At 67.1% G+C, this 14682-nt stretch carries 11 protein-coding genes; 3 read left to right on the forward strand and 8 right to left on the reverse strand.

What is annotated here, in order from left to right; all coding sequences use genetic code 11:
• The first annotated feature begins 38 nt into the window (after positions 1-38).
• Complete coding sequence (locus AORI_RS75205) at positions 39-1820, forward strand: ABC transporter ATP-binding protein (protein WP_046199862.1); 1782 nt, start codon at positions 39-41, stop codon at positions 1818-1820.
• Between the two features lie 309 nt (positions 1821-2129).
• Here the strand turns inward: AORI_RS75205 and AORI_RS75210 are convergent, their stop codons facing one another.
• From AORI_RS75210 to typA, 6 genes are all read right to left on the reverse strand, one after another.
• Positions 2130-3062: an ABC transporter permease gene (locus AORI_RS75210; protein ID WP_123798646.1), complete on the reverse strand. Its 933-nt coding sequence runs from the start codon at positions 3060-3062 to the stop codon at positions 2130-2132.
• Complete coding sequence (locus AORI_RS75215) at positions 3055-4071, reverse strand: ABC transporter permease (protein WP_016337118.1); 1017 nt, start codon at positions 4069-4071, stop codon at positions 3055-3057. The genes AORI_RS75210 and AORI_RS75215 overlap by 8 nt, the downstream gene beginning before the upstream one ends.
• A gap of 183 nt (positions 4072-4254) precedes the next feature.
• The gene (locus tag AORI_RS75220) at positions 4255-6060 is read right to left on the reverse strand and encodes an ABC transporter family substrate-binding protein (RefSeq protein ID WP_016337119.1); all 1806 of its coding nucleotides are present in this window, start codon (positions 6058-6060) and stop codon (positions 4255-4257) included.
• A 287-nt stretch (positions 6061-6347) separates the two neighbouring features.
• Positions 6348-8057, reverse strand: a complete 1710-nt coding sequence (locus tag AORI_RS75225; RefSeq protein ID WP_016337120.1) for an ABC transporter family substrate-binding protein — start codon at positions 8055-8057, stop codon at positions 6348-6350.
• Positions 8058-8926: 869 nt separating this feature from the next.
• The gene (locus tag AORI_RS75230) at positions 8927-10141 is read right to left on the reverse strand and encodes an IS30 family transposase (RefSeq protein ID WP_420806970.1); all 1215 of its coding nucleotides are present in this window, start codon (positions 10139-10141) and stop codon (positions 8927-8929) included.
• A 166-nt stretch (positions 10142-10307) separates the two neighbouring features.
• Complete coding sequence (typA, locus tag AORI_RS75235; protein ID WP_016337122.1) at positions 10308-12230, reverse strand: translational GTPase TypA; 1923 nt, start codon at positions 12228-12230, stop codon at positions 10308-10310.
• Between the two features lie 195 nt (positions 12231-12425).
• On the opposite strand from typA, the gene AORI_RS83965 reads away from it, so the two are divergent.
• Entirely contained in the window at positions 12426-12584 is a 159-nt protein-coding gene (locus tag AORI_RS83965) for a hypothetical protein (protein ID WP_167337783.1), read from the forward strand.
• 7 nt (positions 12585-12591) lie between these two features.
• Here the strand turns inward: AORI_RS83965 and AORI_RS75240 are convergent, their stop codons facing one another.
• Positions 12592-12891: a YciI family protein gene (locus tag AORI_RS75240; protein WP_016337123.1), complete on the reverse strand. Its 300-nt coding sequence runs from the start codon at positions 12889-12891 to the stop codon at positions 12592-12594.
• Positions 12892-13169: 278 nt separating this feature from the next.
• On the opposite strand from AORI_RS75240, the gene trpS reads away from it, so the two are divergent.
• A complete protein-coding gene (gene trpS, locus AORI_RS75245; protein WP_016337125.1) occupies positions 13170-14135 on the forward strand; it encodes a tryptophan--tRNA ligase in 966 nt (321 codons plus the stop codon).
• Between the two features lie 148 nt (positions 14136-14283).
• Here trpS and AORI_RS75250 read toward each other — a convergent pair whose 3' ends face one another.
• A complete protein-coding gene (locus AORI_RS75250; RefSeq protein ID WP_016337126.1) occupies positions 14284-14673 on the reverse strand; it encodes a (deoxy)nucleoside triphosphate pyrophosphohydrolase in 390 nt (129 codons plus the stop codon).
• Positions 14674-14682 lie beyond the last annotated feature (9 nt).

Consider the following 14682-nt stretch of genomic DNA (forward strand, 5'->3'; position numbering starts at 1 on the left):
GCGCCGTGACCATATGTACCCCCACGAAGGGCATCTTGGTGAGCACTGAAGCAGCATCGTCGGACCTCGGCGGCGTGTCGGGTTCGGTTCTGTCCATCTCCGACCTGAGCGTCTCGTTCCCGACCGACGAGGGCGTGGTCAACGCCGTCAAGGGCATCGGTTTCGACGTCAAGCCGGGTGAGATCGTCGCCGTGGTCGGCGAGTCCGGTTCCGGCAAGTCGGTGACCTCGATGTCGGTGCTCGGGCTGCTCCCGAAGACGAGCCGGATCGCGGGCGAGCTCCGCCTCGGCGACCGCAACCTGGCCGACCTTAAGGAGAAGGACCTCCAGAAGATCCGCGGCAACCAGGTCGCGATGATCTTCCAGGAGCCGATGACCGCGCTGAACCCGGTCTACACCGTCGGCTGGCAGCTGCGCGAAGCCCTCCGCTCGCACCAGGACATCTCGAAGGAAGCCGCCGACAAGCGCGCCGTCGAGCTGCTGGAGATGGTCGGCATCCCGAACCCGCCGCTGCGCTTCAAGCAGTACCCGCACCAGCTCTCGGGCGGTCTGCGCCAGCGCGTCGTCATCGCGATGGCGATCTCGTGCGACCCGAAGGTCATCATCGCCGACGAGCCGACCACCGCGCTCGACGTCACCGTGCAGGCGGAGATCCTCGGCCTGCTGCGCAAGCTGCGTGACACCCTCAACACCGCGATCGTGCTGATCACGCACGACATGGGCGTCGTCGCCGACCTCGCCGACCGCGTGGTCGTGATGTACCAGGGCAACATCGTCGAAGAGGCGCCGGTGCGCGAGCTGTTCGCGTCGCCGTCGCAGGAGTACACCCGCAAGCTGCTCGCCGCGGTGCCCGTGCTGGGCCAGCGTCCCGAGGGCCGCCGCCTGCTCGACGACGAGGGCATCTCCGCCGACAGCGACGAGGCCACGAAGATCGCCGAGGAGATCCGGCTCGAAGACTCCGAGCTCGCCGCGGTGATCGAGGAGAACGCGCCCGCGCTCGAGATCAAGAACCTCGTGCTGGAGTACCCCGGCCGCCGCGGCCAGGCGAAGAACCGCGCGGTGGACGACGTCTCGCTGAGCATCGCCAAGGGTGAGATCGTCGGCCTGGTCGGCGAATCCGGCTCCGGCAAGTCGACCGTCGGCCGCTGCGCGATCCGCCTGCTGACCCCGACCGCGGGCACCGTGTCGATCGCGGGCAAGGACATCACGAACATGTCGAACAAGGAGCTGCGCCCGCTGCGCCGCTACTTCTCGATCGTGTTCCAGGACCCGGCGTCCACACTGGACCCGAAGATGACCATCGGCGAATCGATCGCCGAGCCGATGGTGCTGCACAAGTTCCTGCAGGGCAAGGCCCTGAACGAGCGCGTGACGTCCCTTTTGGACAAGGTCGAGCTCGGCGGTCACTACCGCAACCGGTACCCGCACGAGCTGTCCGGCGGCCAGCGCCAGCGCGTCGCCATCGCGCGGGCGCTCTCGCTCGACCCGGCGCTGCTGATCGCGGACGAGCCGACCTCGGCGCTCGACGTGTCGGTGCAGGCCCGCGTGCTGGACCTGTTCCTTGACCTGCAGCGCTCGCTGCAGTTCGCCTGCCTGTTCATCAGCCACGACCTGGCCGTCGTCGACCTGCTGGCCGACCGGGTCGCGGTGATGCAGCACGGCAAGCTGGTCGAGGTCGGCACGCGTGACCAGGTGCTGCACTCGCCGCGCGAGGACTACACCCGTCGTCTGCTCTCGGCCGCCCCGGTCGCGGACCCGGTGCTGCAGGCCGAGCGGCGTGCCGCCTGGGAGGCGGGCAAGCTGGCCCCGGTGGCCGACTGACGCTTACGTGAAGGCCCCCTTCGCCGCGCTGGACGCGGTGAAGGGGGCCTTTGTGTATCTGGGCGTCACTCGCGTGTCCGGAGCCGGATCACGCGTGATCAGAGCCGTAACTCGCGTGTCTGAAGGCGGAACTCGCGTGTTTGGGGCCGCATGCGCGAGTTACGGCTCCAATCACGCGAGTTACGTCTTCAATCACGCGAATGCCGCTTCCAGACACGCGAGTACCGCCTCCCGTGCCCCCAAGCGCGTGAAGGCCCCCTTCCCGCGGCTGAGCCGAAGGAAGGGGGCCTTCACGCGCTAAAGAGGGCCTCAGGCCTTCTGACGGCGCTGCCGCGGGTCGAAAGCGTCCCGCAGGCCGTCACCGATGAAGTTGATCGTCAGCGAGATCAGCACCAGCACGATGAACGGGCCGAAGAACAGCGCCGGCCGCGCCTGCAGCTGCGCGTAGTTCTCGAGGATGACGCGGCCGAGCGAAGTGTCCGGCAGCTGCACCCCGAGCCCGATGAACGACAGTGCCGCCTCGATCAGCACGGCCTGCGCGATCGCGAGGGTCGCGTTGACCGTGATGAGGCCGACCATGTTCGGCACCAGGTGCTTGAACACGATGTGGAACGTCCCGGCACCGGACGCGCGGGCGGCGTCCACGAACTCGCGCTGGGACAGCGACATCGACTCGGCCCTGGCGATACGGGCGATCGGCATCCAGCCGAAGGCCGCCAGCACCATCGCGACGATGTACCAGGTACCGCCACCGAACACCTTCGCCAGGATGGCGGCGGCGGCGATCTGCGGGACGATCAGGAACAGATCCGTCACGCGGGAGATCGCGGAGTCGGTGAAGCCACGCAGATACCCCGCCATGGCACCGAAAACGGTGCCGATGGTGGTGGCGACGAGCGACACGATGAGCGCGATCAGCAGCGAGTACTGGGTGCCGCGCAGGATCTGCGACACCATTTCCTTGCCGACCTGCGTCGTCCCGAGCGGATATTCCGCGCTGGGCTTGGCGAAGGACGGGAAGGAGCTGTCCTCGTAGCTGTGCGGCCAGAAGATCGGCATGATGATGACGGTCAGCACGAGCAGCAGCAGGACGCCGGTGCAGACCATGGCCAGCTTGTGCCGCAGGAACTTGCGCAGGACCAGCTTGCCCTGACTCTGGGGCTCGGGCAGCGCCTCGTCCGGGAGCGTGCCGTCGGCGGACTTGGAGCCTTCCGCCGCGATAAGGGAGTTCAAGTCAGCCAACGCGAATCCTCGGGTCCAGGATGCCGTACATCAGGTCGGCGATCAGGTTGGCGACGATGATGCTGCTGGCGATGAGCACCAGCCACCCCATCATCACCTGCGTATCGCTCTTGGTCACGGCTTCGACGAGCAGCTTGCCCATGCCATTCCAGTTGAACACCGTCTCGGTGATGATCGCGCCCGAGAGCACGGCACCGAAGTTGACGGAGAACAGCGTGGTCACCGGGATGAGCGCGTTACGGAAGGCGTGGCGGAAGATGACCCGGCCGTTGGCGAGTCCCTTCGCACGCGCGGTCCGCACGTAGTCCGCGTTCAGCGTCTCCAGCATCGAAGCGCGCTGGAACCGGCTGTAGGCGGCGAAGCTGATGGCCATGATGGACAGTGTCGGCAGCAGATAGGCACCGATGTAACTGGCCAGGAATCCGCCTGGACCGTCGAAATTCAGCGATTCCGGACTCGTGGTGCGGATCCAGGGATTACCGAGCACATCGGACAGTCCCAGGTCGCGCACCCAGCCGTTGAACTCGATCGCGTACCGCTTGAGCACGATGGCGACACAGAAGATCGGCATCGAGAACAGCAGGAAGGCCAGCGTGGTGGCGATGTAGTCGATGATCGAGTACTGCTTGACCGCCGCGACCACACCGACGAGGACGCCGAGGATGAGCGCGAGGATCTCGGCACCGACCACGAGCTTCAAGGTGACCTCGAACGCGGCCATGACCTTCGGGAACACCGGGGCCTGCGCGTTGCCCTGTGCGATGGACACGCCCCAGTCGCCGGTGACGAAGTTGCCGAGCCAAGTGAAGTACCGGGGCACGATGCTCTGGTCCAGCCCGAGCTGCGAGGCCATCTGCGCGATGGCTTCCTTGCTCATCGCCGGGTTGCTCTTCATCTCGGCGAGCGGGTCACCGGTGCCGGCGACCATGACGAAACACAGGAAAGTCCCGACCAACAGGACGGGAATCGATATCGCCAGACGGCGAAGAATGTAGATCACCAGGTTCAACGAACTGCTCCTCATCCGGGCCTGGTCGCCGAAGTGCTGGACCGCTGCCCGGTTGTCCACCGTAGTGGCGGTAACCCTACGGTCAACAGCTACTTCCGGCGGGTACGGGGGCCCGGCTTGTGGCCGGGCCCCCGTACCACCAGGATCGCGTAAGCGAGTGGTGAAAAAGCGGGGCGGAAGGCCCTACTTCTTCTGCTCCCACTCACCGACGTTCCAAAGGACACCGTTGTACGACTGCATGTACGTGCGGTCGATGCCCTTGAACGCCCACATGGACGGGGTCTGGAACAGCGGCAGCGACGCGTACTCGTCCGCGATCGCCTGGTCGGCCTTCTGGTAGTTCTCCACCTGGGATGCCTCGTCGGTGGCCTTCACGGCCGCCTCGAAGGCGGAGTCGATCGTCGGGTTCGACAAGCCCTGGTAGTTCTGGCTGCTGTCGTCGACACGGGTGATGTAGATCGACTTCGCCTCGGCCTTGAACGGCTGCTGAGACCAACCGAAGAGCGCGGCGTCGTAGTCGCTGGCCGCGAGACGGCCACCCTTCAGGAAGTTCGCGTCCTGGTCGTCCGTGATCTCGATACCGGCGGCCTTGGCCTGCGAGATGATGATCTCGACGGTCTGCTGACGGCGGGCGTTCTGGTTGTGCGAGATCTTGAACGACGCGCGCTGGCCGTTCTTCGCGAAGATGCCGTCGCCACCCTTGACCCAGCCGGCGTCACTCAGCGTCTTGGCAGCGGCATCGGCACCCAGGCCGGCCTTGCTGCTGTACAGGTCCTTGAAGCCCTGCTCGCCCGGCATGAACACGACGCTGTTCAGCGGGGTCGCATCGGCCTGGACCTCCTTCAGCAGCTTGTCGGTGATCTCCTGGCGGTTGACGACCTCGAAGAACGCCTTGCGCAGGTCCTTGTCCTTGAACATGCGCTTGTAGTTGAGGTCGATGTGCTCGAAGGTCAGCTGCGAGGCCGAACCGTAGGTCACACCCTGGGCGGAAAGGCCCTTCATGGTGTTGGCCGCGGTGGCGTCGGGCTGGGTCGAAGCGGCGATGTCGATCTCACCGTTCTGCAGCGCGGTCGCCATGGCCTTGGTGTCCTCCATCGCCTTCACGACGATCTTGGAGGGGCCGCCCTTGCCACCGATCCAGTTCGGGTTCTTCTCGAGCGTGACGGCCTTCTGGTTGGCGTCGAACGCGGTGATCTTGTACGGACCGGAGGCGGGCATGATGTCCGCCTTGAAGCCCTTCCAGTCGTTGGTCCAGAAGTCGCCGGCCTTCTTCAGCTGGGCCGCGTCGCTGGTCGGGGTCAGCTTGGTGATGTCGGCGATGCCCGTCTTCGCTTCGAGGATGTGCGCGGGCATCAAGGCCGGCGTGTTGAAGAGGCCCTTGTAGTCGAGGTACGGCTCGGTGTACTTGGTCTCGAAGGTCAGATCGTCCTTGCAAGTCGCCTCGTTGATTAGCTGGTAGCCGGTCGTCGAAGCGGAGAGGAAGGCCTGCTTGCCGTCGGCGGTCTTGGCCTTACCGCTGTGCGACAGCCAGGCCAGGTAGAAGTCGTCACAGTCCCAAGCCTGGCCGTCGGACCACTTGACGTTCGGCTTGATCTTGTAGACCACCGTCTGCGGCGCCTTGGAAGTGACCTCCCAGGAGTCGAGCACGTCGTTGTTAAGCAGAACCTTGTTGTTGCCATCGAGGACCATGGAGCCGGTGAGGACAGCGGTCAGGATGTAGTTGTTGTACGACGTGTTGGTGTCGGGCGTGTCGTTGTTGTAGCCCGAGTACCCGTCGTCGATGCCCACCGTGACGGTGCCTTCGTACCCCGGGGTGTCCGCGAGCTTGAAGTTTTCGCCGTTCTGCGCCTTGCCGGTCGCCATGCTCTTGATATCGGTCGACGACCCGTTCTGGTCGGTACTACCGCTGTCGCCACCGCTGCATGCGCTCAGCACAAGCGCGGAGGCCGCGACCAGCGACCAGGCGGAGACTGCCTTGGACTTCCTCATGAAGTGTGCCCTCCTAGCACTGGGCTCCTGAGATCGGAACAGGACCCCACACCGCTCCGGTGAGATGGCCCGGAGCCTATGACACGCCAAGCGACACTCATTTGGCGCACTGCGGGTGCACGCTAGAAAGGAAATGCACGAACAGTCACCAGTTCCGGGGCGATCGTGACCAAAGGGTAACTTGCGGCTGTCTTCAAGAAATACACCGGTTACCTTGAGGAATCAGTCCGCCACTCGAACGTGCCGGGAAAGGTCACCCTCCAGGGTCCGGCTCGGACTCGAAACGGCTACTTCGGACCCCTCGTCCAGTTCACCGCAGACCCGAAAGGGCCCACCATAGGAGGACCAGCGGTTACTCCGGAAATACCAGAGCCGATGGCGAGGGTATCGGCCAGCTGGAACAACGGAATGGCAACATTCCGACGCCACAATTCCGGTTCGAGGGCCGAAAGCGCGTCCGCGGCCGGGGTGGCGCCGGTCAGCGCGGCGTCGATCGACGGCTGCAGGGCCGGATCGCAGAAGCCCAGCGGGTTCGCCGGGACGACGGCCTTGGTCTTGTCGGCGAGCTGATCGGGGCGGCAGCCGAAGCTCGACGCCAGCGTCGACGCGACGTCCGCACCCCCGGTGACCTGGCCGATCACCGCGATGTCGATGCCGACATTGCCCGCGCCCTCCGGCGTCGTCTGCTGGATCCCGTTCAGCACCGGCATGGCGAGCAGGGTCGAGAACAGCTCCCTCGGCTGCGGCGCGATCGCGTTGACCTCGATCCCCGCGGCCACCAGTTGGGCCGTCAGTTCCTTGGCGATCGTCGCGTACGGCTCCTGCTTGGCGGGCGACGCGACGACCAGCGAAAGGTTCTTCCCGTTCTTCCGCCAGGTTCCGGCTTCCTTGGCGTATCCGGCGGATTTGAGCAGTTCCTCGCCCTTGACCGGGTCGGCCGCCGACGGCGGGCCCGGGGCCGGGATCGTCGGCTGGAAACCGGGGGCCGACGGGACGCGGACCTGGGCGTCGGCGCGGAGCTTGTCCGACGGGCCGCCGTCGGTCGCCTCCGCGATCAGCTTGCCGCGGTCGATCAGCGCGGTGACGCCTTCGCGCACCTTGGGATCCGACAGCGTCGAACTCACCGGCCGCAGGAGGATCTGCGCGACCGTGGGACGCGCGACCGTGTGCAACTGGACGGCGGAGCCGAGTTCGCCGAGCCGTTTGAGGCCGGTGCCGTCGGTCCTGGTCATCGCGAACTGGTCGTTGCCGCTGCGCAGCGCGGCCAGTGTGCCCTCCTGATCGGCCGCACGGAGCACGATCCGGTCGAGGGCGGAGGGTTTCTCCCAATAGCGCTCGTTGCGCTCCAGGGTGATCTCTCCGCGCGCGGTGTCGAGACCCTTGATCGAGTACGGGCCACCGACGGCCGGGAACGCCGTCGCCAGCGCGCCCTGCCACCCGTTCGGGGCGTCCTTGAGCAGATGGGCGGGCAGGAGGTTGCCGAAGAGCGTCTGCCAGCCCGGGTACGGCTTGGAGAAGGTGACCTCGACCCGCTTGCCGCCTTCACGCGATTGGATGTCCGAGATCAGCCGGTAGCCGGCGGCTCCGATGACGCCCGGCTGGTCGCGCATCGCCTCGCGGAGGTACGCGAAGTCCTCGGCCGCGATCGGCGCGCTGTCGGACCACGAGGCGTCCGGGCGGATCGTGTACGCGACCGTGAACGGCTGCTGCGAGACGACCTCGGCGGACTTCATCAGGTTCTTGTCCAGCTCGACGCTGCCGTCGTCCTTGGGGCGGAACACCGACGGGAGCAGCAGCTGCGAGAGCGCCGACGTCACCTGGGACGCGTCGGCGAGGTTGTGCGGGTTGTAGCCGCCGAGGACGTCGTCGACCCCCACGACGACCTGCGAAGGCGTCTTCGTGGTCGACGTGCTCACCGGGGACGCCGAAGAGCTGACCACGGGCGGGGGCGGGGTGTTGCTGCAGGCGGCGAGGAGCACCGCCGCGCACGCCAGCATGGGTGCCGCTGTGGTCCGTGACCGCACGCCTGGATCCTCCTGGTTTGTCCCTCGCCCCGTCGCCATAGAGCTATCACGCCGGACATGGCCTCGGCAGCGAGATTCCCATATCGGCCCGGCCGTCGCCCGACCGGATGCCGTCCTCCCCCGGAAGACGTCCGGGAGCCGCTCGGGGTTCCTGCCCCGCCGGACCTTTTCGGGCACACCCGATCGCGATACTCCGGCAATCGGTTCCGCAAACCCGGAACATTCCGGAACGCCCGCCGGAATGTTCGGCACCGGACGATTCACGACCGAAACGATCGCGATCGGGAGTCCTATCCGGACGCATTTAGGCTTTTTCGTTTCGCGGCGGCCGGGTCCGCATTCCGCCAACGGGCGCGTGCGGCCGCTGCGCCGTCGTTCCGGCGCCTGGCGTTCCGGTGTTGTGAACACCGTCCGAAAAGGGCGATCGCTTTCCCTCGGAATTGCAGGGAAAGGACCCTTCTTTAACGAAGAACGCTCGATCGAATACGGTGCGTGACCATATTCGGCGCCGGAAACGTCGAAGGGCGCCTACTCACGGTGAGTGAGCAGACGCCCTTCGGCGTTGGGACGGCGCCCGTGATCAGACGGACGACACGGGTGATCGAGTGGACGACACACGTGTCCAGCCGGACGGCTCGCGGCAGGGCCGGTCGCGTCAAGGTGTCGTCCAGCCAATCACGTGTGTCGTCCGTCTGATCACCCGTGTCGTCCACCCAGTCACGCGACCGATCGGTACAAGTGGTCGTGGGTGGCGATTCGGGCTAGAACCAACCGTGTGTCACTGGTCCGAAGTCCGTGAAGGCCTCCTTGAGGGACTCTGGGTCCCTCAAGGAGGGGTGGATTCACGTGGTGGTTGCAACACGCATTGTTTGTTGGCCTGAGAGTAGTGCTTCGAGGGCTTCGGTGGGTGTGTGCCAGCCGAGGGTTTCGCGAGGGCGTCCGTTGAGTTCGGTGGCGACCCGGGCGAGGTCGGCTGGGGTGTGCTGGGTGAGGTCGGTGCCTTTGGGGAAGTATTGGCGGAGCAGGCCGTTGGTGTTCTCGTTGGTGCCGCGTTGCCAGGGTGCGTGCGGGTCGCAGAAGTAGATGTCGATCCCGGTGGCCAGGGTGATCTGCTGGTGCTGGGCCATTTCCTTGCCTTGGTCCCAGGTCAGGGATTTGGCCAGCAGGGGCGGCAGCGTGTGGATGATCTCGGTCATGGCGGTGGCGACGGTGGCGGCGTCGCGTCCGTGGGGCAGGTGCAGCAGCATCACGAACCGGGTCGATCGCTCGACCAGGGTCCCGATCGCGGATTTGTTGTCCTTGCCCAGGATCAGATCGCCTTCCCAGTGGCCGGGGACGGCGCGGTCGGCGGCCTCGGCGGGCCGTTCGCTGATGTTGACCATGTCCTTGATGCCGCCGGGGGTGCGTTCCCGGCGGGTCTGGGCCTGCCGGCGGGGCATCCGCAGCGCCCGCCCGGTCCGCAGTGCCTGGGTGAGTTCACGGCGCAGCGCGCCCCGGCCCTGCACATACAGTGCCTGGTAGATCGTTTCGTGTGACACCCGCATCTCCGGCTGGTCGGGGAACTCCAGCACCAGTCTCCGCGCGATCTGACGCGGTGACCACTTGCGGTCCAGCCTGTCCTGCACCACCTGGCGCAACACGGGGTCCGCGGCCAGCTTCGCGGCCTTCGGTCGTTTCGCGCGTTCCTCGGCCGTGTGCTGGGCGCTAACGGCCCGATAAGCGCCCGAGCGGCCGGTGTTACGGGCCAGCTCGCGTGACACCGTGGAGGCCGGGCGGCCGATCGCCCGCCCGATCGCCCGGGGCCCCAGGCCCGCGGCGGTCAAGCAGGCGATCTCTTCCCGCTCGGCCAGGCTCAACCGGACCGGCCCAGGCCGACAGGGTGCGTTACCGATCACCCCGCCAGCCTGCCGGAACAACCGCACCCCCGTCGTCGGGGACAACCCCACCGCCCGCGCCGCCGGCTTCGCCGCCACCCCGGCCCGGACCTGATCCCAAAACCCCACCCGCACCGACCGCGGCAACCATCGATAAACCCGCACAACCCCGCCCCTTCCCACAGACGGTGTTGCAACAACCCCATGACTCCAAGAGGCCTTCACGGACTTGGGACCAGGCGCGGTGTGAGCGGAGGCGTGACTCGCGTGAGTGCGGCAACCCCGGCCTCGTGAGTGGCGATTCGGGCTAGAACCCGAATCGCCACTCACGACCCATCGTGGCCTCGGCTCAGCCGCGGTTCTTGTTGCGGTTGCGCTCCTTGGCGCGCTGGTTGATGTCCAGCGTGACCTTGCGGACGCGGACGACGTCGGGGGCGACCTCGACGCACTCGTCCACGGCGCAGAACTCCAGCGCCTCTTCCAGGCCCATCTTGCGCGGCCGGGCCAGCGTCTCCATCACGTCACCGGTGGAGGAGCGCATGTTGGTGAGCTTCTTCTCCTTGGTGATGTTGATGTCGAGGTCCTCGGCGCGCGGGTTCTCGCCCACGACCATGCCCTCGTACACCTCGGCGCCCGGCTCGACGAAGAAGGTGCCGCGGTCGGCCAGCTGGATCATCGCGTACGCGGTGATCGGGCCGGACCGGTCGGCGACCAGGGAACCGGAGTGCCGGGTGCGGATCTCGCCCGCCCACGGCTGGTAGCCCTCGAACACGTGGTTCGCGATACCGGTGCCGCGGGTCTCGGTGAGGAAGTCGGTGCGGAAGCCGATCAGGCCGCGCGCCGGGAGGACGTAGTCGAGCTTGATGCGGCCCGAGCCGTGCCCGCCCATGTGCTCCATGCGGCCCTTGCGGGCGGCGAGCAGCTGGGTGATCGCGCCGAGGTGCTCCTCGGGCGAGTCGATCGACAGCCGCTCGAACGGCTCGTGCAGCTTGCCGTCGATCATCCGGGTGACCACCTGCGGCTTGCCGACGGTCAGCTCGAAGCCCTCACGGCGCATCTGCTCGACGAGGATGGCCAGCGCCAGCTCGCCACGGCCCTGGACCTCCCAGGTGTCGGGGCGCTCGGTCGGCAGGACGCGGATCGAGACGTTACCGATCAGCTCCTGGTCGAGGCGCGCCTTCACCAGCCGGGCGGTGACCTTGTCGCCGCCGTTGCGGCCGGCCAGCGGCGAGGTGTTGACGCCGATGGTCATCGAGATGGCGGGCTCGTCGACGGCGATCCGGGGCAGGGCCTCCGGGTTGTCGACGTCGGCGAGGGTGTCGCCGATGGTGATCTCCGGGATGCCGGCGATGGCGACCAGCTCGCCCGCGCTGGCCTCGGTCGCCGGGACACGGGTGAGCGCCTCGGTGACGAGCAGTTCGGAGATGCGGACGGAGCTGACTTCGCCGTCCTCGCGCATCCACGCGACCGTCTGGCCCTTGCGCAGGCTGCCGGAGTGGATGCGGATCAGCGCGATCCGGCCGAGGAAGTTCGACGCGTCGAGGTTGGTGACCAGCGCGCGCAGCGGGCCCTCACGGTCGGCGAAGGGCGGCGGCACGTGACGCAGGAGCGTCTCGAACAGCGGGTCGAGGTTCTCGCTCTCGGGCACCTCGCCGTCGGCGGGCTGCTCGAGGCTCGCCTTGCCGGACCGGGCGGAGGCGAAGACGACCGGGAGGTCGAGGATCGCGTCGAGGTCGGCGTCCTCGATGTCACCGGCAAGGTCGAGCAGGAGGTCGTGGGTCTCCTCGACGACCTCGGAGATCCGCGCGTCGGGCCGGTCGGTCTTGTTGACGACCAGGATCACCGGCAGGCCGGCCTCGAGGGTCTTGCGGAGCACGAACCGGGTCTGCGGGAGCGGCCCCTCGCTGGCGTCGACCAGCAGCACGACACCGTCCACCATGGACAGGCCGCGTTCGACCTCGCCGCCGAAGTCGGCGTGACCGGGGGTGTCGATGACGTTGATCGTCACCATGCCCTCGTCGGTCTGGCGCCGGATGGAGGTGTTCTTCGCGAGGATCGTGATGCCCTTTTCCCGCTCGAGCTCCCCGGAGTCCATCACGCGGTCGACGAGTTCGGCGCGCTCCTCGAAGGCACCGGACTGCCGGAGCATCGCGTCGACGAGGGTCGTCTTGCCGTGGTCGACGTGTGCGACGATGGCGACGTTGCGCAGGTCGGGCCGGGTCTTGCCGGACGAGCGGCCGGCATCGACTGCGGTGGCGCTGGCTGCGGGCACGCGAAGGCTCCAAAGGTTTCAAGTTCGGGTGTGGTGCCCGCGCTCGCGCGTTCGAGACACGCCCGGCCGACTTTGGCCTTACGCGGACCAAACCAGGATACCTGTAGCCCGACTGTGAGCAGCCCCACGCCCCCAGATCGGTTAGGCTCACCTAACGTGTAGAGGTCGCCGACACCGGTCGGAGAAGGAGCGCGCGTGGGCAAGAAACCGTCCGACGACCCGCACAAGCTCGTGCGCAAATGGATGAAGTCCGGCAAGGTCAAGAAGAAATGCTGCCGGTCGAAGTCGCGGTGCGGCAAATGCCCCGTTCTCGCACTGAAAAAGGCGAAAACGAAGATCGCGAAGGCCGCTTAGAAGATCGTCAGTGCACCACCGCCTCGTTGATCGCCCGCAGTTCCGGCGCGGTCCGGGTCGGCGAGAACTCGATCACCTCGTAGCTCGCCATGTGCTTGACCGAGAAGGGGTCGGTCGCGAGGATCGCGTCCAGCTTTCCCCTGGCCATGGGCTTGGTGATGATGACGCCGCCGATGCGCGGGTTGCGCCTGCCGGAGGCGAGGAAATTGCCGTGTTCGTACTGCTTGGTCAGCCAGTCGGCGTGATCAGGGAGCACGTAGTCGATTTCTTCGATGGGCGCGGTGTAGGTCAGCAGGACGACAAACATGAGTCGAAGGTAAACCCGGATCGCCAATATGACGGACGTACTGCCCCGGCTGATATGAAGTGTTGACGCCGCGTGCCCGGAATGAGTGATCCGCCCCTGCTTTCCGGGCTGCGGTAAGATCGTCGCCATGCGCGCGCAGAACGCCCAGTGGTGGCCGCCCTCCGGCGGCCCCGAAGTCCTGCGCTGAACCAGACGAGCGCACCACCAGGCCGCCCCACCGGGCGGCCTTTTTCGTGCCCGGACCCTGGGGCGGCCCGAATCCGGAAGGAAGAAGGCAGATGATCAGGTTGTCCGGGATCACCCCGTCCGGCCACGTCCACGTCGGGAACCACCTGGGGGCCATCCGGCGCTGGGCCGACGAGGGCGGGCCGGACGACCTGTACTTCGTCTCCGACCTGCACGCCATGACGAACTCGCACAATCCGGCGAAACTGCGCTCGATGGCGTCGGAGCAGCTGGCCGTGCTGATCGCGGCCGGGATCGAGCCGGACCGCGTGTTCGTGCAATCCGACATCGCCCGCGAGCTGGGTGCTCTCAACTGGGTCCTGGAGTGCACCTGCAACTACGGCGAGGCCGCCAGGATGATCCAGTTCAAGGAGAAGTCGAAGGGCCGCGCCGGTGTCCGGCTGTCCCTGCTGACCTATCCGGTGCTGATGGCGGCCGACATCCTGCTGCAGGGCGCGGACGAGGTCCCGGTCGGCGAGGACCAGCGGCAGCACGTCGAGCTGGCGAGAACGCTGGCGAAGCGGTTCAACACCACCTACGGCGACGTGTTCACCATGCCGAAGGCGGTGCTGCCGCCCGCCGGCGCGCGGGTCATGGACCTCGCCGAGCCGACGCGGAAGATGTCGAAGTCGACGAAGGAAGAGGCCGGGGTCATCTTCGTCCTCGACGAACCCGACCAGGTCCGCCGGAAGGTCAAACGCGCGAAGACCGACGGCGGGTCGAAGCCCGCCTACGCGCCGGAAACCCGGCCGGGGATGGCGAACCTGCTGGACATCCTCGCGGCTTGTACGCGCGAGAAGCCCGAGGTCCTCGCGGACCGGTTCGACTCCTACGGCCAGGTGAAGGAGGCCGTCGCCGAGGCGCTCATCGAGGAGCTGCGGCCGGTCCGGGAGCGCGCCCTGGCGCTGCTGGCCGACCCCGGTGAGCTGGAGCGGGTCCGCAAGGCGGGCGCCGTCCGGGCGGCGGAACGGGGTGAGCACCGGCTCCAGTCGGCGCTGCGGCTCATCGGCGCCGGCTGAAGTTCTCGTGCCGCGGCGGTCCCCGAGTGTCATGAAAGGGTCGTTCAGGACATATTTCGTCCTGAACGACCCTTTCATGACACACGCGCCCAGTACCCGAAGTCCGTGAAGGCCTCCTTGAGGGACCCAGAGTCCCTCAAGGAGGCCTTCACGGACTTGTGAGCAGGGCGTGCAGAGCGGGCAGGAGGATCCGGTCGGCGGGCAACCAGTCGAGGTCGTCGAGTTCGCGCGCGGAGATCCACCGGACGTCCTTGTGCTCGACCGCCCGCGGCTCGTCCCCCGTGCTGACCAGCGAGGCGGCGTAGATCCGCAGCACCTTCCCCTTCGGCAGCGGCACGTCTTCGCCGACGCGGCCCGCGACCGTCACGGCGACATCCAGCTCCTCCAGGCATTCCCGCGCCAAGGCGGCCTCGTCGCTTTCGCCGTCCTCGACCCGCCCGCCCGGCAGTTCCCATTGCCCGGCGTGGTCGGCGGGCCAAGCCCGCTGCTGCGCCAGCAGCTGTCCGTCCCGCACGATGGCGGCGCCCACGATCACCACGCGCACACC

The organism is Amycolatopsis keratiniphila, from assembly GCF_000400635.2.
GTDB classification, from domain to species: Bacteria; Actinomycetota; Actinomycetes; order Mycobacteriales; family Pseudonocardiaceae; genus Amycolatopsis; species Amycolatopsis keratiniphila.

Excerpts from the sequence above, each read along its gene's own strand:
- AORI_RS75220 (WP_016337119.1), bottom strand. The coding sequence starts at position 6,060 with ATGAGGAAGTCCAAGGCAGTCTCCGCCTGGTCGCTGGTCGCGGCCTCC.
- AORI_RS75225 (WP_016337120.1), bottom strand. The coding sequence starts at position 8,057 with ATGCTGGCGTGCGCGGCGGTGCTCCTCGCCGCCTGCAGCAACACCCCG.
- AORI_RS75240 (WP_016337123.1), bottom strand. The coding sequence starts at position 12,891 with ATGTTTGTCGTCCTGCTGACCTACACCGCGCCCATCGAAGAAATCGAC.
- trpS (WP_016337125.1), top strand. The coding sequence starts at position 13,170 with ATGATCAGGTTGTCCGGGATCACCCCGTCCGGCCACGTCCACGTCGGG.